Here is a 26,134-nt window from a genome sequence, read left to right as displayed (position 1 = left end):
TTTTGCGCCCTTAGCTCAGCTGGATAGAGCGTTTGACTACGAATCAAAAGGTCGGGAGTTCGAATCTCTCAGGGCGCGCCATTATATTAACGGGATGTAGCTCAGCTTGGTAGAGCACCTGGTTTGGGACCAGGGGGTCGCATGTTCGAATCGTGTCATCCCGATTTTTTCACCTTTGCGGGTGTAGTTCAATGGTAGAACTTCAGCCTTCCAAGCTGATAGCGTGGGTTCGATTCCCATCACCCGCTCCAGTTTTTAAACAACTACATAAGCAACATTTATGAAGAACAGACACTCTTACTTTGGTAAGAGTTTTTTTGTTTTTGCCTAGCTATGTAATGCTGTTAACGGCAGTGAGAGAGCGTCCATTAGTTCTCGGGCGAAATGAACGTGATGAGAATGTATGATGTGATGAGAATGTATGTTTGGTTCAAGGCTCCAAAAAAAAGCCGACTTCCGGCGGGATGCCTAGACGTGAATAATAGCTCTCCAGCGACTCATCCTGCTCGGGAGAGGCGGCGGCGGTTAACAATAGAACGGCAAATCGATTAGCCTGACGTTCCAGCTTGCCCGGGGCGAAATAAGAGCTCTCCTCCAAAAAGAACCGGTTAATGCCTTTATGTAGCCGGTCATGGCCCAATTCATGCGCACAAACAAATCGCTGCCATTCCAAGGACAGCTCATTATGAATGACAATAAATCTTCTTCGAAGCTTGCGATAGTATAGCCCTTTGGTTCCTTCGCCCAGGTTCATGAATCGGACATGGATACCTAAAGCCCGGCATAGCTCAAACGGACAGTTGGTTTTATATTTTTTTATTAGCTTTTTGACCAGTTCATCCATTATCTTCACCTGCAGCATAGGTATTGGTTAAGGGCATTAATCATCCGATTTGTCTGGTTTGGAAGTTGGCTTGCGTTTATTCATCTGCTTGGCTTCCCAGAATAAGCCTGTCAGCACGTCTTTTATTCTTTGTCTGTCGTCTTTGTTAAGCGGAACTCCGTCAAACATCAGCTCTCCGTCATCCTCCAGCATCTTTTTGAAATCGCGTTTGTCCTTGCTGGTCGCCCATTCCGGTATCGCTTCAGTCATTTGTTCATATTCCTGTAAATATCCTGCCCGCTCCATAAGCTCCTCATAGGAGGCATTCATGGCTTCTGCCAGTCTGCGCAAGGTTGCTGGCTTGGGTACGCCGCGCAGCCCGTTCTCGATGCGTGAGATCTGTGAACCGCTGATACCGGCAGCCACAGCCAATTGGCTAAGGGTAAGACCTTTGCTCTCGCGCAGCCGTTTTAAATATAATCCAAATTCATGTTCCATCCCGCAACACTCCTTGTCATGCAATTGTCTGCTGATATTACTATAATCTATTTTTGCCAAAAGGTAAATAAAGTAATAATAATTTTGCCATAAGACAAGGAAACGGGAGGTATTATGGGATTATCGGCGCGAAATGGCTGAAAACCGGATTTTACGAATACCAATGCGAAGTGGTATATTATAGAAAAATGCGAACAAGATGCGAACACAGAACATTCTATCACATTTTTCATTTGCATCTGAAACAAATTTCTAGAAAACCGTTAAAGGAGCGCTACACGATGATGAATCTATCTTCCTTGCCTGAACTTGACCGGCGCCAAACTCAAATAGCGATTGAAAGCATGCTGGAGAAATACCGGATATTCAAAACGATTACTTTTGAGGCGAGAGAGGCTTCCACTACGTATTCTTACACGGAACGTTTTCATGGACCGACGCATGTTATTGCAGATCCGACCGCTTCACTCGCTGCGCATAATGTGGACGTGCCTGCGGCCCGGAGGGCCTACTGTGCCGCCGTGGAATCGGTGGTAGAGAGACTGGACAGCCGGGAACAGCAGCTGGTTCGCGAAAGGTATTTGAGAAGGGATGAGGTATTCGATTATACGGTTTACAATCATGTATTCGACCCGCCCGTCAGCAAGGATACTTATGTTAAAATCCGGACGCGCGCTTTTTATAAAATGGCTCTGGCTTTCAAGGAGCTGAACATGCTGTCACTGGGTCCGATGCTCAAAGCGGCGTCCAAAACGAAAAAGGCAAGCACCGGCGTGCTTTCAAATATCCGATAATAGGCCAAGCGAATAGTAAGTGAGAAGGAGATTGTCCGAAAAGGGCGGTCTCCTTTTTGTCTTACCATGTGCTCCTCTCAAATTTACTGCGCCCACGACAGATAGGGACCGAACTGTCTCACGACGTTCTGAACCCTTGGAAGGGTTCAATAAGAAGGGATGTATTCGCCACCGAAAAAACGCCTTTTTTCATCGCAATCTTCTTCCGAACTTCGCCCTAATGCCGTCTTCATGCGCTAAAAAAGGAGATATGATTATACCATGGCAAATGAAGCGAAAGAACACCGCGGGAGCATGAATGCTTCAGCAGAAGCCGCAGTTACACCTGTAGAGCCAAGAGAGCGGTGAAAGTTTCTTTCGGTCATTGCCCAAACAAGCGGATGTCATCCCAAAGGATGATGTCCGTTTTGCTTATCGGGAAAAGACGGGAGGGGATGAAGGCATAGGTAAGCATGGGATTACAGAAAGAGCACGGCAATAACCGGCAGACGGCCGGGGCAAGAAAGGAAGGCAATGATGTCTGTACAGCATTTGCGGAGCTGCATTACGGCTGCGCTGGAGCAGCGTTTTGCGGACATTCCCGTTATTTCAAGTGACGATCCGCCGCAGACGCCGGGCTTTCGGCTGTTTCTGGTTTCGGCGGCATATGACCGGCAGCGGGAAGACCGATATGCGGCGGTGTACCGCTTTGGTATCCGCTATGAAGGCGTTCCGGTATCGGAGGCGGAGGTTATGGCGGACGCTTTGCGTGATGCTCTTACCCTTGTACAAGGAGACGGGGTGAGCTACCGCAGTGTACGGCAGACCTGGACGGCTGGAGCGGCAGGAGAAGCGGATCTGTTCACGGCAGAGTATTCGCTGTACCTGCAAAGCGAGCGTCCTGAAGCAGTGACAATGGGTCAATTCACAGAGGAAGGAAGATTGAAATGAGCGCAATAAATGAGAACAATATCGTATTTGGCAAAACACAGATCCTGGAGTCGGCGATTTTTACGCCAAGGGAAAAGGATGCGCTTGACGTGATTTTGCAGCAGGATCAAAGCTACACGCTGGAACAGGCTAGACAAGAGCTGGAGCTCTTTTTAACGAAGGAGGTTATCTAATGGCTGGAGGAACATGGACAACGCAAAACAAGGTACGTCCCGGGGTGTATGTGAATGTATCATCCCAATCGGGCGTAATCGGAAAAATGGGAGAACGCGGCACCGCCGCACTGGCTCTGGCGCTCTCTTGGGGGCCTGCCGGTCAGATCATCGGCATTACGCCTCAGGAAGATATCGCCAAGCTGCTCGGGTATGACTGGACGCATGAAGCGCTGCTTCCGGTACGCGAAGCACTCAAGCGGGCGGGTAAGCTGCTGCTCTACCGCCTGAATACCGGCGTCAAAGCGGAGGCAACAGCCAGTGGTTTAAAGACAACGGCTCAATATGGCGGAGAACGCGGCAATGATCTGTCGTTCGTAATTGCAAGCAATATCGAGGACCCGGCCAAGTTCGACGTAAAGACACTGCTTGATGGGGCGGAAGTGGACAGGCAGACGGTCGCCGCCGCAGCCGATTTGCTGGATAACGCCTATGTCACGTTCGAGGCGAACGGGCCGGAGGGACTGACAGCGTCTGCCGGAATTCCGCTTACGGGCGGAAGCAACGGGACGGTGACCAATCAGAACCACAGCGATTTTCTGGCCGCGCTGGAGGTACAGGATTTTCAAACGGTCGGTCTGGTCTCGCAAGACAACTCGCTTAAAGCTCTCTACACCTCTTATGTGAAACGGCTGCGCGATTCCGAAGGCAAGAAGGTGCAGGCTGTTGTGTCGGATTACGCTACCGCCGGTTATGAAGGGGTCATCAGCGTAAAGAACGGCGTAGTTTTAAGCGACGGCACCGTAGTGGACAAGACGAACGCGGTGGCATGGACAGCGGGAGCGACCGCAGCGGCTGCGGTAAATGAATCACTGACCTATCAGGCCTATGATGATGCGGTGGATGCCGATGTCCGTCTGAGCCATTCCGAGACGACAGCGGCGCTCTTGAATGGTGAACTGCTCTTTACTTACAACGGCGCAAAGGCGGTGGTCGAGCAGGATATCAATACGCTTACGGCGTTCACACCGGCAAAAGACAAGGCTTTTTCGAAGAACCGGGTTCTCCGTGTACTCGACGGTATTGCGGTTGATCTGAAGCGTATTTTTGAAACCTACTTTGTTGGCAAGGTATCCAATAATGAGGACGGCCGAGCGCTGTTCTGGTCGCAGTGTGCCGCCTATATGAACGATCTCCAGGATATCGGAGCCATTGAGAACTTCAACGCGCAGACCGATATTTCCGTCGTTGCCGGCGCCGACAGCGATAGCGTAGTGCTGGAAACGGCTGTAAAACCGGTGGATTCGGTAGAAAAAGTATATCTGAAAGTGAAGGTGGTTTAAGATGGCGTTCTTGAAAGCTAGCGATACGATTTCCGGTCAGGAAGGCCGCGCCTATGCGGTGATCGGCACCCAAATCGAAGAGATGTTCTATGTGAAAAAGCTGGAGGCTACGGTCGAGAAGCAAAAAGCGGAAGTCAAAACACTGGGCCGCCGCGGCGTCCAGCATAAAGCGACGGGGTGGTCGGGAAGCGGTTCGATGACCATTTTTTATATGACCAGCCGTTTCCGTCAAATGATGCTTGATTATATGAATACGGGCGTTGACCAGTATTTCGATATCGAAGTCATCAACGAGGACCCTTCGTCCAGCATTGGCGCCCAGCGGATCAATCTGAAGGGGGTCAACCTCGACAGCGTCATTATGGCTTCGCTCGATACCGAGTCGGACGCGCTGGAGGAAGAGGTCAGCTTCACGTTCGAGGATGTAGAGATTGGCAAGCCGTTCGGTTCGGTGTCTTAAGCCGGCATTTAAGCGTATCATATTAGTTTGCTCACGGGGGAGGGCGGTGTCTCAGCGCCGGCTCCTGCCCTCGGCGGGCCACAATCATCATAGGAGGATTGGAAAATGAGTGAATTTAGTTTGTTTTTTGCACAAAATGTAAGCTGTGACACGACCGAGGAATTTATCGTATCCACGCGCTTTAAAGATAAGGACGGCAAGCCCGCGGCCTGGAAGCTGCGCAGCATGACGGAGGACGAGAATCAGGAATGCCGGAAGGCGGCCACCCGGAAGATCAAAGGCAAGAACGGCGTCTACACGCCGGAAATCGATGCCAATGATTATATGGCCAAGCTGATGACGGCGAGCGTCGTATATCCCGATCTGAAAAATGCGGAGCTGCAGCGTTCTTACGGCGTGCTGGGCGCGGAGGCGCTGCTGCGCAAAATGCTTCTGCCCGGCGAATTCGCCGCTCTCGGCGAGCGGGTGCAGGCGCTTAACGGCTTCGGCACGGATATGAACGAACTGGTGGACGAAGTAAAAAACTGATTAACGAGGGCGACGGAGAGGCCAATCTGGCCTACTACGCCCTCCATGAGCTGCATATTTTGCCCCATGAGCTTATGGCGCTCTCTGTCCGCGAACGGGCCGCTATCTATGCGATGATCGCCGTCCGGGTGGATAAAGAAAAGCGGGAGCGCTCAAGAGGCAAAGGAAGAAAGAGATGAAGGGGGTGGATAGATGAATAACGAGGTAACAAGCACCGCATTGGTGCCGGTACGCGCGCTGACGGTCTGGCGTAACGTGAACGCGGAATGGGAACGGCTCAATCAGAACTTTGAAAGAGCAGCTTATACGCTGAACGACCTTCAGAAAATACTGGAGCGGATTTACGAAGAAAAGAACAAGTCCTTTGTGGAAGGCTTTATGCAGGCCCAGGAAGCGGCGCGGAAGCTCTCTGAACAATCGGGAAGCGCGGACGGCGGCGGCGACGCTGCGAAGGCGAAAAAGGGCTTTATGGACAAGCTCGGCGATGTGCTGGATATCCTGAACATTAATACGTTCGAAGTAGCCAAATATTTTGGCGAAAAGGCCGCAGCCCGTCTCTTTTCCAGAAACCAAGCTGCCTCGGGGGCATCAGTGGGTGGAGCCGGGGGAGGCGCCGCCACAGCCGGAGGAGCGTCCGCATCAAACGGATCGGATAAGGGCGGCTTTTTGTCCAAAACAGTCAGCGCTTTGAAGGGCTTGGATGTTGCTTCTGTCTTTGACAAGGCGAAATCGATGGGTGAGAAAGTGATCAAGGGCGCGGCAACGGATGATGATAAGAAGAATTGGAAAACGCTCCAGGATAATATAGACGGAGCTTATGCATTGATGGGGCAAAAGGCGCTTGTGGCGCTGCGACCTGCGCTTGATGCCCTGAATAATGCTTTTAAATCAGATCAGATGACGGCTGCGATCAATCTCATGGCGAATCTCTTCTTAGTCGCGGCAACCGCCATTTCGATGGTAGTGGATGGCTTGATCTATATGGGCAGCGTTATCCAGCAGAACTGGTCGGTTATCGGTCCGATCTTGGCGGCAATCGCCTTTGTCTATCTGGCTGCCATGATTGTTCAGGTGTATTCGCTCGCAGCCGCTTGGCTTGTGGCCAACTGGCCGATTCTGCTTATCGTCGCCGCGGTCGCGCTGCTGATTTATATCCTGATGCAGTCGGGCGTTACCGTAGGGAAGTTGTTGTCGCCATTGCAACGGGCTTCGGCTGGCTAAAGGGTTTTATCGAGAACATTGTTATCGGTTTGTATAACACCTTTATTATTTTTGCGGACTTCTTCCGTAATCTGTTCATTGACCCCAGCTTTGCCGTGAAGAAATTATTCTATGATCTGGCGATGAACTTTCTGAACTTCATTTATCAAATGGCGCTGGGGACGGAGAACTTTGCCGGCGGGTTTGTGAAGGTGATCGCTTCGGCGGTGAACAAAGTATTAACCAAATTCAAAGACGTAACGGATTTTCTGAGCAATATCCCGGGATTTGAAAAGCTGGCCAATGTAAAAGTCAATCTGCTTGACCCGGAAGACCCGCATGTATTCAGCGGCATGATCGATAACGTGCGGAAAATGATACCGGAGCCTGTAAGCGATAAGCCGGTTATAAACAGCCAGAAGAAGGCTTTTGTCGATCCTTCCATTGCCGCCAAGCAGTACGGCCGGGTAGGAAAAGATATGGTGGACAAATTCAGCACCAAGGTAAAGGAATTAAAAGATGATACCCATACCCAGAAGCAGCCGAAAATGATTCAAAGTCCGGGGCAGGGCAATATGAACAACCTGGGCAACATCAACAACGTTGACCGGGTTGGAGAGGTCGGTTCCGTCAAAAATACCGTGGATATTTCCAGCGACGACCTGGCTATGCTGCGGGAACTGGCCGAAATCCAGGCTATCCAAAATTTTGTCGAGCTTACGCCAACGGTGCAGGTAACAACTGGAAATATTAATAACGCCGGAGATATCGACTCGATTATCAACAAAATCAATCAAAAGCTAAGCGAGGAGTTCGTGTCGACCGCACAGGGGGTGTATACATGAATACGCACCAGGAGTACGGTTTTTTTCTCAGCTACAACAATATGGAGGATATCTTCCGCCTGCCGGTCAATCCCGAGACGCTGGAAATCAAGGAAGTGGGTGAAGGTAAAAGCTATACCATTATCGATTTGGGTGAAATCAACGCTATTTCCTATCCCAAGCTGACCGAAATTACGCTGGAAAGTATCTTTCCGGCGCAGCGCTATCCTTTCGTCCTCGTGCCGGAGACAGGGAAGAACCGGTTGCTTAAACCTTTTGAATATGTGGAGATGATCAAAAAATGGATGACGAGCCGCAGGCCGATCCGTTTTGTTTTTTCCGGTCTGGAGACGCGGGAGTCGGCTCAAACCAGTGATTTACCCGTGAGCATGGCCATGAGCATTGAGAGCTTCAACTGGAAGCTCAGCGCCGGTACTTCAGGAGATATCGAATATTCGCTCTCGCTGAAAAAGTATGTGTTCTACCAGGCGGCCCCCGTAAAAGTCGTTAAGGGAGCGGCCAAAACGCAGCAGCAGAGAGCAGGCGACCGCAAAGCCCCGGCTGTCTATAAGCTGAAAGCGGGCGACAATCTGTGGAGAATCGCGCAAAAGGTGCTGGGCGACGGAAGCAGGTGGAAGGAAATCCAGAAGCTTAACGACATTCCCGACAGTGAGCTGAGGAAGCTTCCGGTTGGCAAGACGATCAAGCTGCCTTGACGCATCCCGGCTATTTTTACAGTAGGAGAGGAGGAAGCCATGGAACTGCTGGTCAAGAACAAGGAAGGAAGGATCTGGGATATAGCTGGGATCGCCTCGGACATTTCCTGGAAAACCGCCCGCTCCGGGAAGCCTTCTACACTGGAACTCACACTCCTGAACGGGGGGATTTACCAGCATCCGAAATTTGCAATCGCTAATGGCGATATTGTGCAGTTCCGTAAGGACGGGGTCAATGTTTTTTACGGATTTGTGTTCAGTCTGGAGACCGGCCAGGACCGGCAGCTCAAGCTGACGGCCTACGACCAGATCCGGTATCTGCTCGGCAACGGCAGCTATGCCCTCGAGAACGTAACTGCTACCGGCGTCATTCGCAAAATCGCGGGCGATTACGGACTCAGGACCGGCGTGCTGGAAGAGACGGAGTACGTTCAGCCGTCTTTAATTGAAGACGATAAGAAGCTGCTCGATATTATTATGGGGGCGATCGAATCCGAGCTTCGGCAGAAGGGGCGGCTGCTGGCCTTTTACGATGATTTTGGCAAGCTTACGCTGCGCGGTCCGGAATCCATGCTGCTGAATGTGGCGCTCGGAGCGGGCAGCCTTTTATATGACTATTCACTCAAGACGAGTATCGACGACGAGACGTATAACACAATTATTTTGTACAAAAACAATGAAGAGACAGGGAAACGCGATTTCTATCCGGCCAGCGACAAGGACAATGTCAAACGGTGGGGGATCTTGCACTTGTCCCAGAAGGCGGACGACAATGCGAACGCGGCGCAAATCCGGGAGAAGGCGGAACAGCTGCTGAAGCTGCATAACCGGGAAAAGATTAGTCTTTCGGTACAGGCCATCGGCGATTTGCGCGTGCGCGCAGGCAGCTTCATTTATGTGCTTCTGGACGAGCTTAAGGTGCAGCTGTTTCTGGTCGATCAGTGTACCCACAATCTGTCCGGGGGAGAGCATACCATGTCTCTTGATATCAAGGTGGTGTAAACCGTGTTGGATATTATTAAAAAAGCAAGCCTTGGAGCGGTGGACAGCAGCAATCCGGTGGCTTTTTTTTATGGAACGGTAATTACGGGAGCGCCGCTGCAAATCCAGATCGATCAAAAATTTATTTTGCCCGGGAACGCGCTCGTTCTGCCCGAATCGGTCATGGAGAGCAAAATCCCGCTGGATGGCGGGGAAGTCGTGCTGCGGCGGGGGCTTGAAGCGGGCGACCGTGTTCTGCTGCTGCGCATGCAGGGCGGCCAGAGCTATGTCGTGCTGGATAGGCTGGTGAAGTCGCCATGATTCCCGAAGCGGGACAGTCCGGTTACATTACAGAGCAGGCGGATGGGGAAGCGAGTGAATCCCCGAGCTTAACCTATGGCATCGACTGGAAAAAGGGGCGGATTACCGGCTATGTGGACGGTCTGGAGGCTCTAAAGCAGGCGGTGGATAAGGCGCTGCGCACGCTCCGCTATGAACAGCTTATTTATAGCTCCAATTATGGAACGGAGTGGAATCTGGTGCTGGGGCAGGACCGGCTGCTCGCTAGACCGGAGATTCGGCGGGTTGTGACGGAAGCGCTGCTTCAGGACGACCGGGTTGAGGGAGTGAATCAGCCGGAGGTTTCGTTTAACGGGGAGAATGTGTCAATTAACGTTACGGCGAGGTCGCGCTACGGAGATATCCAAATCAGAAAGGAGCTGAATGCAAATGGCTGATCAGACATTCGAGGCGATTCTGGAGCGGATGCTGGATCGAGTGCCGGAAGAGCTGGACAAAAGAGAAGGCAGCATCATTTATGACGCCTTGGCTCCTGCGGCTGCGGAACTGGCCCAGATGTATGTCGAGCTTGAGCTGAATACGAATCTGTTCTTTGCCGACACGGCTACGGGCGAGTTTCTGGAACGGAGCATCGTGTGGTCGGGCATCACAAGACGTCCGGCAAGCCCGGCCGAAATTCAAGGGGCGTTCTATGCGGACGGCGGCGGAGGGTTGGACATTCCGCTCGGCAGCCGCTTCTCACTCGATCAGTTGAACTACACGGCGGCGGAGAAGCTGTCTCCCGGAAATTACCGGCTTACCTGCGAAACGGCCGGAACGGCGGGAAACCGTAATTCCGGTGCGCTCCTGCCCATCGACTATATTCCGCAGCTGTCACGGGGCGAGACGGTTCGCCTGCTAATCCCCGGAGAGGATGCGGAAGACGACGAGACGCTGCGGCAGCGTTATTTCGATTCGGCCAGGCGTCCGGCGACAAGCGGCAACAAGGCCCATTATGCGGAATGGGCGCTGCAAATTCCGGGCGTGGGCGGCGCGCGCGTATTTCCGCTGTGGAATGGTCCGAAGACGGTGAAGGTAACGATTACCGACGCGGAGAAAAAACCGGCCTCCACGCTGCTTGTGGATCAGGTGCAGCAATATATCGACCCGGCTCCGGGGCAGGGGGAAGGACAGGCGCCCGTCGGAGCGGTGGTTACGGCAGCTTCGGTTCAGGGAAAGACCATAACCGTCTCCGCTGAGGTCTCGCTGGCTCCCGGATATGAGCTGCAAGAGGTGAAGGAGCGATTTCAAGCCGCTCTTGAGAACTACCGCAAGGAAAAAGGATTTACCGCGACGTATATCAGCCAATCCGTCATCGGCGCTCTGCTGCTTGGCACCGAGGGGGTTGCGGATTATGCAAACCTGCTGCTGAGCAGCGGAGCGGGCAATGTGACACTTGGAGCCGAAGAAGTGCCGCTGTTCGGCGCTGTGACGTTGGAGGTGCAGAATGGCAGCTAATGAGTTGTTTACTGACCTCATGGATTATTTGCCGGACTATTATCGAGGCATCCTGGAGATGGAGACGGTGCAGGGCGTTCATACCGCAGAGTGCGGGGACGCCTGGTCTGCTCTGGAAGACCATCGAGGTCAGCTTAATGTAGATACGGCAACCTGGATGCTGGACCGCTGGGAGAATGAGCTGGGGCTGAACATCGACCGGACCAAGACTTACGCCGCACGCAGGGAACGAATCACAGCGAAGCTGAGAGGGGCGGGGACGACGACGCCGGACATGATCCGGCGGACGGCTTCCGCTTTTTCCGGGGGAGAGGTTGAGGTCGCGGAGGTTCCGGGCGAGTACAGCTTCGAAGTCCGATTCGTCGGCACGCTCGGCATCCCGGCCAATCTGGACGACCTCATTCAAATCATCGAGGAGATCAAGCCGGCTCATCTGGCTTATTCCTTCCAATACACATTCACCTGGTGGACCGCGCTTAAGGCGCTGACATGGAGCGAGGCGCACACCAAGACCTGGGAGGACTTACGAGTATATGAATAGGAGTGTGACTTATGCGAACGACTAATAACCTTGGTTTGAGAAAACCGGAGGGCACCGATATTGTAGACATCGCCGACCTGAACGGCAACATGGATACGCTGGATTCTGCGGTGAAGAGCCTGCAGGACCAGACAGCCGCCTCGGTGCCGCTGACTCAGAAGGGAGCGGCGAACGGTGTCGCTACGCTGGACGCTTCGGCGAAGCTGCCCGCCGGGCAGCTTCCGGCAACTGCCGTAACTACAACTTCCAGTACTTTAACCTACTATGTTAGTACATCGGGCAGCGATAGCAACAGCGGATTGACAAGCTCAGCGCCGTTCAAAACCATCCAGAAAGCTATTAATAGCCTACCTCTTGTGATCAATAATGATGTAACAATCAGTATTGCTGCTGGAACATATAACGAGGATGTTTCTATATATGGAATTATCGGAAAAGGGCAGCTATCCTTGCTTGGTGTAGATGCATCAACCTTTGTAAAATCAGTTACATCCGTTAGATCTCATTATGTATATATTTTTGGACTTACCGCAACAACTACGAGCGGAGTAGCTTTTTATTCGGCGGGTACGTCGTATACTTTATTTTCAAACTGCCGGACGACTGCTGGAGCGAATGATGGGTTTAACGTAGCCTTCGGGCGTGCCATAATTTACAACTGTGTTATCTCCAATGTAGTAAGTGCTGCCGTTTCAGCTAACAACTCGACTATTACAGTTGATACCTGCTCAGGAACGGGTAATGGCTATGTTCTTTACGGAGATAATTCTTCTGTCATTTACACAAAGGGTACTTTGCACAGTGGGGCGGGTATGTATGGAGGGCCATCATTATCTGTGAATCCGTGGGGAGATAATACAACTTCATCTAGACCGCTTGTTTGGGCTAATCGAAGCAGCATCCAGAGTATTTCTGCTGGAGTATGGACTAGGGTTGTTAATGATGTGGTAATTGGGAACCAGCTTAACGGTTATAACCCGCCAACAGGCGTATTCACATCCCCCCAATCCGGATGGTATAGGATCAGTGCGCAGATATATCTTCTTGGAGCACCTTCCAACTCTCAATATATGATCCGTTGTCTGCAGAATTCATCCGTGGGTTATCATATGGACCTTAGAATACCTCCTTTTAGCTTTGATACCATACTGAATGGCGAGGTTATGCTTTATCTTGGATTCGGGGACACACTCGAAATTCAAGCGTACGCAGGATCGGCGGTAAATGTACAACCTGGAGGAGACGCAACCAGACTAGAAATTATAAGAATAGCTTAGAATTCCGAAAGGAGGAAACGAAATTGAACATAACATTAACGCTGCAGCATTTATACCACGGCGCGGACCCGATACGCGATTTTGAAGTATGGGACGACAGTGACGGCAAAGGCCCATACATCGCCGTCTGGAACCTGGATGCCCCGCAGCCGACCGAAGAGGAACTGCAAGCCGCCTGGGAAGCATATCAGAAAGCTGAAGCAGACAAGCTGCCGGCGGAGCTAGGCGAGCTGGAACAGCTGCGTAAGGAACTCGCGGATACCAAGGCTGCTCTGGAAGATACGAACGGTAAGCTGAAAGCCGCTGGGGAAGAGACAACGAATGTGCAGCTTGCGCTGGCCGAGATATATGAACAGCTGCTGGCGCTAAAGGAGGGGAACCCTAATGGCTAAAGTATACGCGGACTTGATCCGCAAGGGCTTAAAGACGGTGGATGAAGTCCCGTCACCCTTACAAGAGGAAGTGCGCCAAATCATCGTAATGGCATGAAGTATTGCTTTCACGGCATAAATCATTCATGACCTAAAACACGCATGACGCACACAAGCATGACGCACAAGCGTTATTCGCCCCCGCCTGACGGGGGTTTTTTACATTAATGAAAGAAAGGGACGGGAAAATGGAACAGGGAGACATTGCGCAACTGGAGAAGCTGCTGCCGTTGGCGGACAAATACGGGCTCGCTTATGTCGTGGCGTTGATTCTGATGATTGTAGTGATTATGCTGCTGCGGGCGATCGCCAAAGGAAGCTTGGTGCCCCGGGAGCTGCTGGATAAGGCTGAGGAGGATCGCGACCGGCTGCAGGCGATTCTCGATAAGGAACGTTCCGATTTCATGCAGCCGACGCTCGATGTGCTCAAAAAATTGAAAGTCGATCAAACGGAAGACAGGGGGGCTTAAAGCATGCGGTTTCCATGGATTTGGCGCTTTTTTCTCCCCCTGCATGCGGAAAAAGAAAGGGAGCTGCGGCAAGCTTCCACCCGTGTTACGCTTACTATCAGCCGCTACCGTGACACTTCGCGGGAGATACAGGAAGAGATCGGGCGCAACCGGTTCGCCCAATACTTGATTTATGATCGAGGGGATGCCCATGAAAGGAATTGATATCGTTCTGCTCGTATTGTACAGCACCGCTATCGGCTGTTCGCTGTATATTATTCATCGCCATAAAGCTTATTTTTTCGAACGTTTCCGAAAGGGCGTGGTCAGCGTGTTCATGCTGGCGATGCTCTTTTTTCTACTGGCGTATACTGTCAAAATGCTGATTGTGCTGGCGGCCCATTTTGCGCAAATATACGGACTCTTCACTCCGGAGCTTGAGACCTGGCTCTTGTATGGCTGGACGCTCACCCAGCTTGGAACGACCGCAGGATTGATTGCCTTGGCTGCGCTGACGTATTCAGGCAGGTACGACCAATTTATCTATTTCAGACGGATTGACCGGAAAGGAGAAGGGCATGCTGACTCTGACACAGGTTCAAAATAAATCATCGGCCAGACTGGCCGGTCTAAATCCGGCTGTGCATTCGGCGGCTGTGGCGCTGATCCAGCGCTGCTATGCCTGCGGCATCCCCATCCTCATTACCCAAGGGCTGCGCACGCTGGCCGAGCAAGAGGCGTTATACGCTCAGGGGCGCACCAAGCCGGGGACCGTTGTGACTCATGCGCGCGGAGGCTACAGCTACCACAATTACGGGCTTGCGGTTGATTTTGCGCTGCTGCTGCCGGATGGAAAGAATGTATCGTGGGATATGCTGCGCGACGGCAACGAGGATCGGATTGCGGACTGGCGGCAGGTTGTGCAAACCGCCAAAATACTCGACTTCGAGTGGGGCGGCGACTGGAGCGGGTTTAAAGATTATCCCCATTTGCAAATGACATTTGGACTGGCTTTGGATCGGCTTCGTGCCGGAGAACGGCCTTCTGGGGCTGCTATGGCAGCCGTAAATGATCTTTTGAAGAAAAATGAAGCCATAAAAAAGGATGATAAAGCTGTCGTGGCGGTTCATGTTAACGGCGTCAAGGCAGCCGACGGTATGCTTGATAAAGGCATTACCTATGTTCCGGCGCGTATGCTCGCGGAGGCGATTGGCGCCAAGATAAGTTATGATCCGACAACGAGAACGGTAGACATTACGCTCCCTGGCGAAAAAAACTAAATTTTTTTCAAATGAATTTCAGTCTTCTCAATGAATAAGTTCCCCAAATGTAAGCCCTATCTCCGGTATTTCATACGTATTTTAGAACGATACCAGCTATTTTCTCGATAATTTAATAAAAATGTAAAAAAATATACCTGTATAAATAATCATATTGATGTATAATCTTAAAAGACTATAGTGCTTTACCGTGAAAGATAGTTGGAGATTTTCGAATCGTTTTATTGTATGATATGAGGAAAGCTCAAACATGACCTGTGATGAGACATTCATACGGAAGAAGGATGGGGGGAACAGCATGACCGAACTTACGACTACCGCAAGCAAAGTCAATTCGAACAATCTGCTGCGGAGAGACGTACGGTTCCTGGGGAACATTTTGGGCGAAGTCTTGGTACATCAAGGCGGTAATGAATTGCTGGAGATCGTGGAGAAGATTCGTGAGACCAGTAAGTCATTGCGCTCAGTTTGTTTGCCTGAACTGCACAGCGAATTTAAGGAGTTAATCGACTCCCTGGATCCGGAGAACCGGCATCAGGTAATTCGGGCATTTGCCATTTATTTTCAATTGGTGAATATTGCCGAACAGAATCACCGGATACGCCGCAAAAGAGACTATGAGCGCTCGGCGGGTGAGACCGTACAGCCTGGTTCTATAGAGAGCGCTATTCAGGAGCTGAGAGAACGGGACTTCTCCCCTAAAGAAGTGTGGGAGATTGTTAACGGCCTGTCGCTGGAGCTCGTCATGACTGCCCACCCGACAGAGGCGATGCGCCGCGCGATTCTTGACATTCACAAGCGGATTGCCGACGATGTTACGGGCCTGGATAACCCGACACTGACCTTTAGGGAACGCGAGCAGCTTCGTGAGAAGCTGTTGAACGAAGTCATTACCTTATGGCAGACGGATGAACTGCGCGACCGCAAGCCCACGGTGCTTGATGAAGTGCGCAATGGAATGTACTACTTTCACGAGACGATTTTTCATGTGCTGCCTGATGTCTATCAGGAGCTTGAACGGTGCCTTAGCAAGTATTATCCGGGACAGAACTGGCATGTTCCGACTTATCTGCGGTTCGGTTCCTGGATCGGCGGAGACCGCGACGGTAATCCTTCGGTTACGTCCTCGGTAACTCTCCAGACGCTGAAAATGCAGCGCATATTGGCGGTACGGGAATATCAGCGGATTATGCGCGAGCTGATGCAGTATTTAAGCTTTAACACAAGCATTGTAAAAGTGACGCCGGAACTGCTGGAGTCCATCGCCAAAGACCGGGCGGCTATTAAACTGGACCGCTTCGATGCTTGGCGCAACGATAACGAACCATATCGGATCAAGCTCAGCTACATGATTTCGAAGACGCAGAACGTGCTGGACGAGGAAAAAAGAGGAACGTCGGAGTACTATACTTCACCGGCAGAGCTCATACAAGACCTGAATATCATTGACCGAAGCCTGCGGCATCACTTCGCTGATTATGTGGCGGACACGTATATTAAGAAACTGATCCGCCAGATGGAGTTGTTTGGCTTCCATACGGCGACGCTCGATATCCGCCAGCACAGCAAAGAGCATGAGAACGCCATGACGGAAATTCTGGCCAAGATGGACATTACGCCGGATTATTCCAAGCTGTCTGAGCAAGAGAAGATTGAGCTTCTGGAGAAGCTGCTCAACGATCCGCGGCCGCTGACCTCCCCTTATCAGGAGTACAGTGAAGGAACCGAGGAATGCCTGGAAGTTTACCGGACGGTATATAAAGCACAGGCGGAGTACGGCAAGCAGTGTATTACCAGCTATCTCATCAGTATGGCTGAGGCGGCGAGCGATATTCTGGAGGTTATGGTATTCGCCAAGGAAGTGGGACTGTTCCGCCGCGACGCTGACGGAACTGTTGTCTGTACATTGCAGGCGGTGCCGCTGTTCGAGACGATCGATGATCTTCACGAGGCGCCGGATATCATGCGTACAATCTTCAATATGCCGATCTACCGCCAGGCGGTTGCGGCAATGAGTGATTTGCAGGAAATCATGCTTGGTTATTCCGACAGCAACAAAGACGGCGGCGTGGTAACCGCCAACTGGGAGCTGCGCGTGGCGCTGAAGGGGCTCACGGCTATGGCAGACGAATATGGCGTCAAGCTGAAGTTCTTCCACGGCCGCGGCGGAGCGCTCGGCAGAGGCGGAATGCCGCTGAACCGCAGTATTTTGGCTCAGCCGGCCTCTACCATCGGAGGCGGCATTAAGATTACCGAGCAGGGAGAGGTTCTTTCCTCACGGTATGCCATGAAGGGGATTGCCTACCGCAGTCTGGAGCAGGCGACTTCCGCGCTCGTGATTGCGGCAATTAACGCAAGAACCCCGCATAGCGATCTTTACGATAGCAAATGGGAAGAGATCTGCAGAGAAATTTCGGAGGTTTCGCTGAACAAATATCAGGATTTGATCTTCCGCGACCCGGATTTCCTGAGCTTCTTCAAGGAGTCTACGCCGCTTCCGGAAATCGGAGAGCTCAACATCGGCTCCCGTCCGTCCAAGCGCAAGAACAGCGACCGGTTCGAGGATCTGCGGGCGATTCCGTGGGTATTCGCCTGGACCCAGAGCCGTTTCCTGCTGCCGGCTTGGTATGCTGCGGGAACGGGGCTGCAAAGCTTCTATCAAGGCAAGGAAGAGAACTTGAAAATCCTCCAGCATATGTACGGGAATTTCTCCTTCTTTACGAGCCTGATCGATACGCTGCAGATGGCGATTGCCAAAGCGGATCTCACTATCGCAAGAGAATACGCGGAGATGGGCAAGAATACAGAGGCCAACCAAAGGATTTACGGACAGATCGAGGAAGAATTCCGGCTGACCTCGGATCTAATCCTGAAGATAACCGGCCAGCAGGACATTTTGGATAATGTACCGGTCATTCAGGAGTCGATCCGGCTGCGCAACCCTTATGTCGATCCACTCAGCTATTTGCAGGTGCAGCTGTTGACCGAGCTAAGAGCGCTGCGGGATAAGGATCAGGACGACCCTGAGCTGCTGCGCGAAGTGCTCCTTACGATCAACGGAATTGCCGCAGGTCTTCGTAATACCGGCTGATACCGCGATCTGGTTCATTTCATAAAGATTCCAGCCTGTCTTCCCTTGCGTGGAAGACAGGCTTTTTTGCATACTGCCTATACCTGGAAATACCGAGATAAAGCCTTGATTTTTAACCGTTGTTGAATTACGATTTAAATGCTTGTTCCGTGAATATAGTGGATTACGACATACCAAGGGCGGCAAGTCTGGGGGAGTTAACTGGTGGAGAATTTGGAAGGCAGGTTGACAAAGCTCGCCTTGAAGGGCGACCAAAGAGCATTTGCCGAACTTGTCGAATTATATAAAGACAGAATCTATCATCTGGGCTACCGGATGCTGAATAACCGCCATGAAGCGGAGGATATTGTCCAGGAGACGTTTTTGCGCGTCTACCGGAATCTGGACCGATACGACGATAATCAGAAATTCTCGACATGGATTTACCGGATTGCGACCAATCTTTGCATCGACCGCCTGCGCAAGCGCAGGCCGACTTATTCGCTGGATGCCGAACTTAGCGATCAAGAGGGAACCGACGGCTACTCTCTTATTCCAAGCGATAATGTAACGCCCGAAAGCGAGCTCCTTGTTTCCGAGACGCAGAGAACGATCTATGAGGCGATTGACGAATTGCCTGTAAAATACCGCTCGGTCATGATCTTAAGGTATTTGCAGGATTTGTCGCTTCAGGAAATCAGCGATGTGCTGGATATGCCAGTTACGACGATTAAGACCCGGGTACATAGGGGCCGGGAATTTTTGCGGAAAAAATTGGGCCCGAGATTATAAAGAAACCAATTATTTTGTGAAACGCATGTTGACCTTGGCGCGTATGTAATTTAGCAAGTATTGTGTACCCGATTTTGTTGGGTAATTAAATAGCACTGATGAAAGGATTGGCTCCTATGGAATGCAAACTGGCCGTCTCTATGATGCATGATTACTTGGATGACGACTTGCCCGGACAGCAGCAGCGGGACTTGAAGGAGCATCTTCTATCCTGTCCGGACTGCCGAGCGAAATTCAAGGAATTGGAACAAACCGATATGCTGCTTTTTTCCCTTATGCACCAGAGTCCCGTTGTTTCTGATGATCTTGTGGGACGTGTTATGGGCGCGCTGCCGCCTTCCAAGAAGGAAAGACGGTTTATTGCCTGGATAAAGAAGCATCCCGCGCTTACCGCGGCCTCGGTGTTTCTGCTGGTCATGCTGATGAGCTCTGTCACCTTATGGAAACAGGATGGACAGCTTGTCGTGAAAGGCACTGATCTCGATCAGGTGGTGATCAAGGGAGATACCGTAATCGTTCCTTCCGGCAAACGGGTTTCCGGCGACCTTACTGTAGAGAACGGTAAGACTCAAGTGTACGGGGAAGTGAACGGAAATGTGACCGTTATTGACGGATCACTGTACCAGGCATCGACCGCCCACATTTCGGGGCAAGTCAAGAGCATCGACCAGGCATTAAGCTGGTTCTGGTATAAAGTCACCAATATGTTCTCCGATGTTGCCTACCGCTAATGCGAAAGGCGGCCTGGACATAACGGACTGCCGCGCCTCTTTTTCTCGGAAAAGACGGCGCTTTTTTGGTGTGTTTATCCCATAAAGTTGAAACTGTGCGTGGAACTTCGAACTTTTTCTGATAAATCGCGGGTTATTCGGTCTGTTTAAGCGTAAACTTGCAACATGGGCGTGAACGTTATAACCTAGATATGTTACAGAATTAACAGATAATTTACATAAACCCAGCTAATATGAATTGACGGGGGTTTTACGGAATGAGTTATTTTACGGACCTTACCTGGAAAGATTCTATTAAAGACATTATCGATATACTGATCGTCAGTTATATTATATATAAAGTGCTCAACATGGTTCGCGGCACCCGTGCGATTCAGCTCCTGAAAGGGATTCTGGTACTCATTGTCATCTGGGCGTTCAGCACGCTGTTTGATCTGTATACGCTGAAATGGCTGATGAATCAAATGTTCACCTTCGGTGTGCTGGCCGTATTTATTATCTTTCAGCCGGAGCTGCGGCGCGGTCTGGAACAGCTGGGAAGGGGCAAGTTCTTTGGCCGGGCGGCGGAGAACGATGAGGAAGTGAGCAAATTAATCGGCGAAGTGATTAAAGCCGTGAATTATTTAGCTCGCAGAAGAATAGGGGCATTAATCGTTTTTGAGCGGGCAACGGGCCTTAACGAATATAAAGAATCCGGAATTCAGATGAACTCCATTGTAAGTTCAGAGCTGCTGATCAATATTTTTATACCCAACACACCGCTGCATGACGGCGCGCTTATTATGCAGAGCAATCAGATCGCGGCGGCAGCCTGTTATTTACCCTTGTCCGAGAATCCGTTCATCAGCAAAGAGCTCGGAACCCGGCACCGTGCGGGCATTGGAATTACCGAAGTGACGGACGCGGTGTCCGTCATTGTCTCGGAGGAGACGGGCCAGATCTCACTGGCGATCAATGGTCAGGTGGTTAGGGATATCAAAGAAGAGTCGCTGATTTCCAAGCTTTACGAAGAGCTGCGAACTCATTCGGCTCTCTCGGAGAAGCGTAACGTCTTCTGGAAATGGAAGGGGGGCGGGACGAATGGATAAATGGATGAACAACAATAATTTCAACAAGATTCTTGCTCTTGCCTTTAGCATCATTCTGTGGGCAATGGTCCATATTGACAGCGCCCCTACCGCTCAATCTACCGCCCGTCTGGAATCCAAGATCATCGAGAATATCCCTATTCAGATGACGGGGCAGGATGATGATAAATATGAATATTCCATGGACGCGGATAGCGTGACGATGGAAGTCATGGGGAAAAGAAGCGATATCACCTATATGTTCTCCGACGCCTATAAAGTAACGATCGATTTGAGCAAAGCGGAGCCGGGAACGAGTGAAATACCGCTGAAATACTCGCTCCCCCGTGGGGTGGAGCTGATTTCAATTACCCCTAAGGAAGTTCATGTCCATATCGAACAACGGATCACGAAATCATTTCCTGTAACAGTTGTCGCCAAAGGGATTCCTGCGCAAGGCTATCAGCCCGGAACACCGGTGGCAGATCCCGGGGCGGTCAAGGTTACGCTTGGTGCCAGTGAGATGGCCCGTGTAGCGAAGGTTCAGGGAACGGTTGAACTGAATGGCGCGAATGAGACAGTAACGGAAAAAAGGATGAAGCTCACGGCCTACGACGCAAACGGCAAAGAGATTAAAGATGCGGTGATTGAGCCTGCAACTGTGTCTGTAGAAGTTCCGGTTACGCTGCCCTACAAAAGCGTACCGCTGAAAATCGGATATACCGGCAGCCTGCCGGATTCGCTTGTGCTGTCAAAGGTAACGCCTGAGGTGGACAGTGTTGTAATCTATGGGCAGGAAGCTGCGCTGGCGTCCGTCGCTTCATATGAAGCCACGATTGATCTTGATTCCATTAACGGCGCCGGAACGTCCACGCTCAAGGTGGATCTCAAGCCGCCTGACGGCATCCAGGATATCGCTCCGCAATCTGTCAATGTCACGGTTGTGGCTTCTGAAATGGCAGAACGGACGTTTCAGGATATACCCATAACGCTGGAGGGAGTACGCAGCGGACTGTCAGCTTCGGTTACAAGTCCTGCGGAGAGGACCATTTCCCTTACCCTTTCCGGGGCAAGCCCACTGCTGAACCAGTTGAACAAGGACGATATTAAAGCGGTCGCGGATTTAAGCGGTCTTAGCGCGGGGAACCACGTGGTGCCGTTGCAAGTATCGCTTCCGAGCTTTATTGAGCTGAGCAATGAGCAGAGGCCGTCAGTGACAGTTCAACTGTACAGTCCAGCTTCCTCAGCTTCTCCATCAGCCACTCCGGCCAGCGGGTCCGCAGCTACACCGGAACCAAGCACGGAGCCCGACTCCGGCGGCGGAAGTGTAGATGAACCGGCTGCGAGTGCCGATAATGGAGCCACGGAGGAACCGACTCCGACAGCTTCCCCGGATGGTGCCGTTAATACGAGCGAAGATAGCGTACCGCCAGCGCAAGCGCAGTAAAGACATTAATTTAGTGCCCGTTGTTAGGTTACAAGTAGACAAGACCTCGCTTCTAGAGGCTCGCCAGAACACAGGGAAACCCGAACTCATATATTATGAATATTAAGCTGCAGCAGCATAGCAAAAGGAGAAAAGAAATGGGAAAGTATTTTGGAACTGACGGTGTGCGCGGAGTCGCCAACCGCGAATTGACAGCAGAGATGGCCTACAGCATTGGCCGCTGCGGAGGATATGTGCTTACCGCCAACGTGGAGAAGCCTAAGGTGGTTATCGGAATGGATACGCGGATCTCGGGTCCGCTGCTGGAGTCGGCGCTCGTAGCCGGTATGCTGTCAATCGGTGCGGAGGTTATCCGTCTTGGCGTTGTGACGACGCCTGCCGTTGCCTATATTACACGTCTCTTGAAGGCGGATGCGGGCGTTATGATTTCGGCGTCCCATAATCCTGTAGAAGATAATGGCATTAAGTTCTTCGGCGGCGATGGCTTTAAACTGTCGGATGAGACAGAACTGCGCATCGAAGAATTGATGGACGCCAAGACCGATGAGCTTCCGCGGCCTGTAGGGTCGGGTCTTGGAACGGTGAAAGAGGATTTTGAGTCCAAGTATCTTTATTTGGATTTCTTAAAGACGACGATTTCCCACAGCTTCAAGGGCCTTAAGGTTGTGCTGGACTGCGCGCATGGCGCGGCATACGAGCTGGCTCCGAAGCTGTTCCGTGAGCTTGGCGCTGAAGTGATTGCGATTGGTGCGGAACCGGACGGACTAAATATTAATGACGGCTTCGGCTCCACGCATCCCCAGAAGCTTCGCGAGGAAGTGCTGCGTCTTGGCGCGGATTTGGGACTTGCCTTTGATGGCGACGCCGACCGCCTGATCGCTATTGACGACCGGGGCGAAGAAGTGGACGGCGACTTTATTCTGTGCATTTGCGGCGACGCGATGAACCGTGCGGGCAAGTTGAAGGATGGAACGATCGTTTCGACGGTGATGAGTAACATCGGCTTTTACAAGGCTGCTGAGAAGCTGTCCCTTAAGACTGCGAAGACGGCAGTGGGTGACCGCTACGTTATGGAAGAAATGCGCCGAGGCGGTTACAATCTGGGCGGCGAGCAGTCGGGCCATGTGATTTTCCTCGATTATAATACAACCGGCGACGGTATTTTGACTGCCATTCAGTTGGTGGATACATTGATGGCTTCCGGCAAAAAGCTTAGCGAGATGAAAAAAATGATGACCAAATACCCTCAGGTTCTTGTCAATGTGCGCGTACAGGATAAGAGAAATTATCCGAATAATTCCGCCATTGAAGCAGCCATCATGGATGTAGAAGACAAGCTGGGCAGTAACGGCCGGGTGCTTGTCCGTCCGTCCGGAACCGAGCCGCTGATTCGCGTGATGGCAGAGGGTCCAGTCAAGGAAGATCTGGATCTGTTTGTGGGACAAATTGTGGAAGTTGTGCAGCGAGAGCTGGTATAAAACGGGCCTCTGAACGAGTGGATTGAGACGGCGTTTGATTAGATTTTTTTGCTGATAATGACCTTGCCTTACTAAATCCGGCCTTTGCGGCATACACTGTGCAGGGGCGGATTTTTCTGTAAATTTCAAAGGAATCTTCATTATGGCTGATTGGTTAATTCATTTGCAAAAGCGGGACGACGTGCATATAATAGACTATGTTCATTATTCGAGAAGGAAAGCGGGGGTCGTGAGGTTACGTATTATAAGCGCCAGAGCTTGAACCTGCGCGGGGGAGAAGGAACAGCTATTAACGCCTATATAGGCCAGAGCTGATCCCGATCACAGCAAACTCAAGCTGACGAGGTGGAGGTGTTCGAAATGTTCGGCGGGGACCTCCCGGTGAAGCGCCAGAGCCGTAAACAGAAACGGAAATCGAACAGGGCAACCGTTCAGACAACGTTTTTGTGGGCGCAACTCAAAAAGAACTTATTCATGGGTGTGCATCTAATGTGGAACGGAACAAATCTGCTCGTGGCAGAGGAAAAGACTGTGCATTTCCGGAAATAAGTCAATGTGACAGGTTATTTTGTTGAGAATCGGACAACAGAATATTTGCTTTTTCTCAGGGCATGCCGCACGGCACGTTTCTTTCCTCACGCCGCCTAAATTATAATCCAATGGACGGAGGAAATTATTTATGTGTGGTATCGTGGGATATATCGGCAATCAGAATTCTCAGGGGATCTTGGTAGAGGGCTTGAAAAAGCTGGAGTACCGGGGGTATGATTCGGCAGGCATTGCTGTGTTCACTAAAGACGGTCTGCAAATCGTGAAGGCACTTGGCCGCTTGGCGAACCTGGAGTCTAAACTGGAAGATTCTCCGCTTGTCGGCAGCGCCGGCATCGGTCATACTCGTTGGGCGACGCACGGTAAGCCTTCGGACGCCAATTCCCATCCGCATACGGATGAGAGCCATAAATTCTCGGTCGTTCATAACGGCATTGTCGAGAATTATCTGGAACTGAAAGAAGAACTGATGGCCGGAGGATGCCATTTTTCTTCCGAAACCGACACCGAGGTTATTTCACACCTCATCGCGCGCGAGTATGAAGGGGATATCGTCAAAGCTGTGCAAAAAGCGATCAAATTCATGCGCGGTGCGTTTGCGCTGGGAGTCCTGACCGAATACGAACCGGATAAACTGGTTGCTGTACGTCAGGCAAGCCCGCTCATTATCGGTCTTGGCGAAGGGGAGAACTTTATCGGGTCCGATATTCCGGCTCTGCTGGAATACACCCGTAACGTATATATTTTGAACGACGGTGAAATGGCCGTACTTACAAGAGATGCTGTCGAATTAATGACCATTGAGGGGAATTTTATTTCTCGGGAAATGATTACTGTCGATTGGGATGCCGTAACCGCAGAAAAAGGCGGCTTTGAGCATTTTATGCTGAAAGAAATTTATGAGCAGCCGAAGGCTTACCGCGACACGATGCTCGGCCGTATGAACCCCGAAGGAACCAAGGTGATTCTGCCGGAGCTGAAGCTCACAAATGAGCAAATCAAGAACATCAAGAACATTCAGATCGTAGCCTGCGGCACCGCGTATAACGCCGGTCTCGTCGGACGCAATCTGATCGAATCGCTGGTTCGCATTCCGGTCGAGAACGATATCGCATCGGAATACCGCTATCGTTCGCCGATCGTATCGCCGGAGACGCTGGTTATCGTAGTCAGTCAATCGGGTGAAACGGCGGATACGCTGGCTGCACTGCGCGAAGGTCATGCCAATGGTGCTCATGTGCTTGCGATCACCAACGTAGTCGGCAGCTCCATCGCCCGCGAAGCGGATGATGTGCTCGTAACCCTGGCGGGACCGGAAATTGCTGTAGCTTCGACTAAAGCCTACACTTCACAGATTATCGCCTTCGGTTTGTTTGCTCTGTACCTGGCTGATGTGCGCGGCACGCAGTCTGAAGCAGAAGTAGCCCATATTTTGGCGGCTATGCAATCATTGCCGGAGCAGGTGGAAGCCATCCTGGAGAAGAAAGACGCGATCAAAGCATATGCCGAGCAAATCGCGAAGCATGATCACTTATTCTACCTTGGCCGCGGCGTGGACTACGCAGTTGCCCAAGAAGGCTCGCTCAAGCTGAAAGAGATCTCTTACATTCATTCCGAAGCCTATGCGGCAGGTGAATTGAAGCACGGAACTCTGGCACTGATCGAGGAAGGCGTTCCGGTTATCGCGCTGGCGACTCAAGAATCCGTTCTGGAGAAGACCGTCAGCAATATCAAGGAAGTGAAAGCCCGCGGCGCAGACGTGCTGGCGATCACGCATGAAGAGCATGTCACCGACCTGCTGAAATCCGTCGACCAGGCCTTTGCCATTCCGAAGACCTTGCCGATGCTGACCGCCGCCCTGTCCGTAGTCGTCCTCCAATTGCTGGCTTACTACGCTTCCCTAGCCCTTGGCCATGACGTCGATAAGCCAAGAAACCTGGCGAAGAGCGTGACGGTGGAGTAAGGGGAATAAAGGA

At 51.5% G+C, this 26,134-nt stretch carries 30 protein-coding genes and 3 tRNA genes; 31 read left to right on the top strand and 2 right to left on the bottom strand.

Annotation, left to right across the window (positions count from 1 at the left end; genetic code table 11):
* The first annotated feature begins 4 nt into the window (after positions 1 to 4).
* From PDUR_RS23185 to PDUR_RS23175, 3 genes are all read left to right on the top strand, one after another.
* Positions 5 to 81 (top strand) — tRNA-Arg (locus tag PDUR_RS23185).
* 9 nt (positions 82 to 90) lie between these two features.
* Positions 91 to 164 (top strand) — tRNA-Pro (locus PDUR_RS23180).
* 13 nt (positions 165 to 177) lie between these two features.
* Positions 178 to 251, top strand: a tRNA-Gly gene (locus PDUR_RS23175).
* A gap of 179 nt (positions 252 to 430) precedes the next feature.
* On the opposite strand, the gene PDUR_RS23170 is transcribed toward PDUR_RS23175, so the two are convergent.
* Both PDUR_RS23170 and PDUR_RS23165 read right to left on the bottom strand, forming a co-directional pair.
* The gene (locus PDUR_RS23170; protein WP_042208380.1) at positions 431 to 844 is read right to left on the bottom strand and encodes an ImmA/IrrE family metallo-endopeptidase; all 414 of its coding nucleotides are present in this window, start codon (positions 842 to 844) and stop codon (positions 431 to 433) included.
* 36 nt (positions 845 to 880) lie between these two features.
* Positions 881 to 1,321, bottom strand: a complete 441-nt coding sequence (locus PDUR_RS23165; protein ID WP_042208379.1) for a transcriptional regulator — start codon at positions 1,319 to 1,321, stop codon at positions 881 to 883.
* Between the two features lie 284 nt (positions 1,322 to 1,605).
* On the opposite strand from PDUR_RS23165, the gene PDUR_RS23160 reads away from it, so the two are divergent.
* The 28 genes from PDUR_RS23160 to glmS all read left to right on the top strand — a co-directional run bounded on the left by PDUR_RS23160 (position 1,606) and on the right by glmS (position 26,121).
* Positions 1,606 to 2,115: an ArpU family phage packaging/lysis transcriptional regulator gene (locus tag PDUR_RS23160; protein ID WP_042209651.1), complete on the top strand. Its 510-nt coding sequence runs from the start codon at positions 1,606 to 1,608 to the stop codon at positions 2,113 to 2,115.
* Positions 2,116 to 2,628: 513 nt separating this feature from the next.
* Positions 2,629 to 3,045, top strand: a complete 417-nt coding sequence (locus tag PDUR_RS23155) for a phage tail terminator family protein (protein ID WP_156130587.1) — start codon at positions 2,629 to 2,631, stop codon at positions 3,043 to 3,045.
* A complete protein-coding gene (locus PDUR_RS28960) occupies positions 3,042 to 3,218 on the top strand; it encodes a hypothetical protein (RefSeq protein WP_156130585.1) in 177 nt (58 codons plus the stop codon). Before PDUR_RS23155 ends, PDUR_RS28960 begins: the two co-directional genes overlap by 4 nt.
* Positions 3,218 to 4,540, top strand: a complete 1,323-nt coding sequence (locus tag PDUR_RS23150; RefSeq protein ID WP_042208377.1) for a phage tail sheath family protein — start codon at positions 3,218 to 3,220, stop codon at positions 4,538 to 4,540. Before PDUR_RS28960 ends, PDUR_RS23150 begins: the two co-directional genes overlap by 1 nt.
* Position 4,541: 1 nt before the next feature.
* Positions 4,542 to 5,000 carry a phage tail tube protein gene (locus PDUR_RS23145; protein WP_042208376.1) on the top strand — a complete coding sequence of 153 codons (459 nt, stop codon included), beginning with the start codon at positions 4,542 to 4,544 and terminating at the stop codon, positions 4,998 to 5,000.
* A gap of 105 nt (positions 5,001 to 5,105) precedes the next feature.
* Positions 5,106 to 5,528 (top strand): phage tail assembly chaperone, encoded by a 423-nt coding sequence (locus PDUR_RS23140; protein WP_042208375.1) that lies wholly within the window; start codon positions 5,106 to 5,108, stop codon positions 5,526 to 5,528.
* 192 nt (positions 5,529 to 5,720) lie between these two features.
* A complete protein-coding gene (locus PDUR_RS23130) occupies positions 5,721 to 6,749 on the top strand; it encodes a hypothetical protein (RefSeq protein WP_042208374.1) in 1,029 nt (342 codons plus the stop codon).
* A gap of 29 nt (positions 6,750 to 6,778) precedes the next feature.
* Positions 6,779 to 7,573: a hypothetical protein gene (locus PDUR_RS23125; RefSeq protein WP_042208373.1), complete on the top strand. Its 795-nt coding sequence runs from the start codon at positions 6,779 to 6,781 to the stop codon at positions 7,571 to 7,573.
* Entirely contained in the window at positions 7,570 to 8,268 is a 699-nt protein-coding gene (locus PDUR_RS23120) for a LysM peptidoglycan-binding domain-containing protein (protein ID WP_042208372.1), read from the top strand. Before PDUR_RS23125 ends, PDUR_RS23120 begins: the two co-directional genes overlap by 4 nt.
* A 39-nt stretch (positions 8,269 to 8,307) precedes the next feature.
* Positions 8,308 to 9,270, top strand: a complete 963-nt coding sequence (locus PDUR_RS23115) for an XkdQ/YqbQ family protein (RefSeq protein ID WP_042208371.1) — start codon at positions 8,308 to 8,310, stop codon at positions 9,268 to 9,270.
* 3 nt (positions 9,271 to 9,273) lie between these two features.
* Positions 9,274 to 9,570, top strand: coding sequence for a DUF2577 domain-containing protein (locus tag PDUR_RS23110; protein WP_042208370.1), 297 nt, complete (start codon positions 9,274 to 9,276; stop codon positions 9,568 to 9,570).
* Complete coding sequence (locus PDUR_RS23105; RefSeq protein ID WP_042208369.1) at positions 9,567 to 9,986, top strand: DUF2634 domain-containing protein; 420 nt, start codon at positions 9,567 to 9,569, stop codon at positions 9,984 to 9,986. The genes PDUR_RS23110 and PDUR_RS23105 overlap by 4 nt, the downstream gene beginning before the upstream one ends.
* Complete coding sequence (locus PDUR_RS23100; protein WP_042208368.1) at positions 9,979 to 11,046, top strand: baseplate J/gp47 family protein; 1,068 nt, start codon at positions 9,979 to 9,981, stop codon at positions 11,044 to 11,046. The genes PDUR_RS23105 and PDUR_RS23100 overlap by 8 nt, the downstream gene beginning before the upstream one ends.
* Positions 11,036 to 11,587, top strand: a complete 552-nt coding sequence (locus tag PDUR_RS23095; protein ID WP_042208367.1) for a putative phage tail protein — start codon at positions 11,036 to 11,038, stop codon at positions 11,585 to 11,587. Before PDUR_RS23100 ends, PDUR_RS23095 begins: the two co-directional genes overlap by 11 nt.
* Positions 11,588 to 11,598: 11 nt before the next feature.
* Positions 11,599 to 12,864 (top strand): DUF1565 domain-containing protein, encoded by a 1,266-nt coding sequence (locus tag PDUR_RS27520; RefSeq protein WP_052410365.1) that lies wholly within the window; start codon positions 11,599 to 11,601, stop codon positions 12,862 to 12,864.
* Between the two features lie 23 nt (positions 12,865 to 12,887).
* On the top strand, positions 12,888 to 13,256 hold the full coding sequence (locus PDUR_RS23085) for an XkdW family protein (protein WP_042208366.1): 369 nt from the start codon (positions 12,888 to 12,890) through the stop codon (positions 13,254 to 13,256).
* Positions 13,249 to 13,353 carry a CD1375 family protein gene (locus PDUR_RS29555; protein ID WP_218918426.1) on the top strand — a complete coding sequence of 35 codons (105 nt, stop codon included), beginning with the start codon at positions 13,249 to 13,251 and terminating at the stop codon, positions 13,351 to 13,353. Before PDUR_RS23085 ends, PDUR_RS29555 begins: the two co-directional genes overlap by 8 nt.
* A 109-nt stretch (positions 13,354 to 13,462) precedes the next feature.
* Entirely contained in the window at positions 13,463 to 13,765 is a 303-nt protein-coding gene (locus tag PDUR_RS23080) for a hypothetical protein (protein ID WP_025695680.1), read from the top strand.
* 3 nt (positions 13,766 to 13,768) lie between these two features.
* Entirely contained in the window at positions 13,769 to 13,969 is a 201-nt protein-coding gene (locus PDUR_RS23075) for a hypothetical protein (RefSeq protein WP_042208365.1), read from the top strand.
* Complete coding sequence (locus PDUR_RS23070; protein ID WP_042208364.1) at positions 13,956 to 14,351, top strand: hypothetical protein; 396 nt, start codon at positions 13,956 to 13,958, stop codon at positions 14,349 to 14,351. Before PDUR_RS23075 ends, PDUR_RS23070 begins: the two co-directional genes overlap by 14 nt.
* Complete coding sequence (locus PDUR_RS23065; protein WP_042208363.1) at positions 14,323 to 15,024, top strand: M15 family metallopeptidase; 702 nt, start codon at positions 14,323 to 14,325, stop codon at positions 15,022 to 15,024. Before PDUR_RS23070 ends, PDUR_RS23065 begins: the two co-directional genes overlap by 29 nt.
* 298 nt (positions 15,025 to 15,322) lie before the next feature.
* A complete protein-coding gene (gene ppc / locus PDUR_RS23060; protein WP_042209649.1) occupies positions 15,323 to 18,115 on the top strand; it encodes a phosphoenolpyruvate carboxylase in 2,793 nt (930 codons plus the stop codon).
* 204 nt (positions 18,116 to 18,319) lie between these two features.
* Positions 18,320 to 18,886: an RNA polymerase sigma factor SigW gene (gene sigW / locus PDUR_RS23055; protein WP_042208362.1), complete on the top strand. Its 567-nt coding sequence runs from the start codon at positions 18,320 to 18,322 to the stop codon at positions 18,884 to 18,886.
* A 116-nt stretch (positions 18,887 to 19,002) separates the two neighbouring features.
* A complete protein-coding gene (locus PDUR_RS23050) occupies positions 19,003 to 19,617 on the top strand; it encodes a zf-HC2 domain-containing protein (protein ID WP_042208361.1) in 615 nt (204 codons plus the stop codon).
* 257 nt (positions 19,618 to 19,874) lie between these two features.
* On the top strand, positions 19,875 to 20,705 hold the full coding sequence (cdaA, locus tag PDUR_RS23045; RefSeq protein ID WP_042208360.1) for a diadenylate cyclase CdaA: 831 nt from the start codon (positions 19,875 to 19,877) through the stop codon (positions 20,703 to 20,705).
* On the top strand, positions 20,698 to 22,131 hold the full coding sequence (locus PDUR_RS23040) for a CdaR family protein (RefSeq protein ID WP_042208359.1): 1,434 nt from the start codon (positions 20,698 to 20,700) through the stop codon (positions 22,129 to 22,131). Before cdaA ends, PDUR_RS23040 begins: the two co-directional genes overlap by 8 nt.
* A gap of 137 nt (positions 22,132 to 22,268) precedes the next feature.
* A complete protein-coding gene (glmM, locus tag PDUR_RS23035; RefSeq protein ID WP_042208358.1) occupies positions 22,269 to 23,609 on the top strand; it encodes a phosphoglucosamine mutase in 1,341 nt (446 codons plus the stop codon).
* A gap of 679 nt (positions 23,610 to 24,288) precedes the next feature.
* Positions 24,289 to 26,121, top strand: a complete 1,833-nt coding sequence (gene glmS, locus PDUR_RS23025) for a glutamine--fructose-6-phosphate transaminase (isomerizing) (protein ID WP_042208356.1) — start codon at positions 24,289 to 24,291, stop codon at positions 26,119 to 26,121.
* The last annotated feature ends 13 nt before the right edge of the window (positions 26,122 to 26,134 follow it).

The organism is Paenibacillus durus, assembly GCF_000756615.1.
Taxonomy (GTDB): Bacteria; Bacillota; Bacilli; order Paenibacillales; family Paenibacillaceae; genus Paenibacillus_AQ; species Paenibacillus_AQ durus.
The sequence above is the reverse complement of the archived record's forward strand: the minus strand, read 5'-3'. Positions and strand labels throughout refer to the sequence as shown.

Coding starts and splice junctions, on each gene's coding strand:
- PDUR_RS23170 (WP_042208380.1), bottom strand. CDS start 844: ATGGATGAACTGGTCAAAAAGCTAATAAAAAAATATAAAACCAACTGT.
- PDUR_RS23165 (WP_042208379.1), bottom strand. CDS start 1,321: ATGGAACATGAATTTGGATTATATTTAAAACGGCTGCGCGAGAGCAAA.
- PDUR_RS23160 (WP_042209651.1), top strand. CDS start 1,606: ATGAATCTATCTTCCTTGCCTGAACTTGACCGGCGCCAAACTCAAATA.
- PDUR_RS23155 (WP_156130587.1), top strand. CDS start 2,629: ATGATGTCTGTACAGCATTTGCGGAGCTGCATTACGGCTGCGCTGGAG.
- PDUR_RS28960 (WP_156130585.1), top strand. CDS start 3,042: ATGAGCGCAATAAATGAGAACAATATCGTATTTGGCAAAACACAGATC.
- PDUR_RS23150 (WP_042208377.1), top strand. CDS start 3,218: ATGGCTGGAGGAACATGGACAACGCAAAACAAGGTACGTCCCGGGGTG.
- PDUR_RS23145 (WP_042208376.1), top strand. CDS start 4,542: ATGGCGTTCTTGAAAGCTAGCGATACGATTTCCGGTCAGGAAGGCCGC.
- PDUR_RS23140 (WP_042208375.1), top strand. CDS start 5,106: ATGAGTGAATTTAGTTTGTTTTTTGCACAAAATGTAAGCTGTGACACG.
- PDUR_RS23130 (WP_042208374.1), top strand. CDS start 5,721: ATGAATAACGAGGTAACAAGCACCGCATTGGTGCCGGTACGCGCGCTG.
- PDUR_RS23120 (WP_042208372.1), top strand. CDS start 7,570: ATGAATACGCACCAGGAGTACGGTTTTTTTCTCAGCTACAACAATATG.
- PDUR_RS23115 (WP_042208371.1), top strand. CDS start 8,308: ATGGAACTGCTGGTCAAGAACAAGGAAGGAAGGATCTGGGATATAGCT.
- PDUR_RS23105 (WP_042208369.1), top strand. CDS start 9,567: ATGATTCCCGAAGCGGGACAGTCCGGTTACATTACAGAGCAGGCGGAT.
- PDUR_RS23100 (WP_042208368.1), top strand. CDS start 9,979: ATGGCTGATCAGACATTCGAGGCGATTCTGGAGCGGATGCTGGATCGA.
- PDUR_RS23095 (WP_042208367.1), top strand. CDS start 11,036: ATGGCAGCTAATGAGTTGTTTACTGACCTCATGGATTATTTGCCGGAC.
- PDUR_RS27520 (WP_052410365.1), top strand. CDS start 11,599: ATGCGAACGACTAATAACCTTGGTTTGAGAAAACCGGAGGGCACCGAT.
- PDUR_RS29555 (WP_218918426.1), top strand. CDS start 13,249: ATGGCTAAAGTATACGCGGACTTGATCCGCAAGGGCTTAAAGACGGTG.
- PDUR_RS23080 (WP_025695680.1), top strand. CDS start 13,463: ATGAAAGAAAGGGACGGGAAAATGGAACAGGGAGACATTGCGCAACTG.
- PDUR_RS23075 (WP_042208365.1), top strand. CDS start 13,769: ATGCGGTTTCCATGGATTTGGCGCTTTTTTCTCCCCCTGCATGCGGAA.
- PDUR_RS23070 (WP_042208364.1), top strand. CDS start 13,956: ATGAAAGGAATTGATATCGTTCTGCTCGTATTGTACAGCACCGCTATC.
- PDUR_RS23065 (WP_042208363.1), top strand. CDS start 14,323: ATGCTGACTCTGACACAGGTTCAAAATAAATCATCGGCCAGACTGGCC.
- ppc (WP_042209649.1), top strand. CDS start 15,323: ATGACCGAACTTACGACTACCGCAAGCAAAGTCAATTCGAACAATCTG.
- PDUR_RS23050 (WP_042208361.1), top strand. CDS start 19,003: ATGGAATGCAAACTGGCCGTCTCTATGATGCATGATTACTTGGATGAC.
- cdaA (WP_042208360.1), top strand. CDS start 19,875: ATGAGTTATTTTACGGACCTTACCTGGAAAGATTCTATTAAAGACATT.
- PDUR_RS23040 (WP_042208359.1), top strand. CDS start 20,698: ATGGATAAATGGATGAACAACAATAATTTCAACAAGATTCTTGCTCTT.
- glmM (WP_042208358.1), top strand. CDS start 22,269: ATGGGAAAGTATTTTGGAACTGACGGTGTGCGCGGAGTCGCCAACCGC.
- glmS (WP_042208356.1), top strand. CDS start 24,289: ATGTGTGGTATCGTGGGATATATCGGCAATCAGAATTCTCAGGGGATC.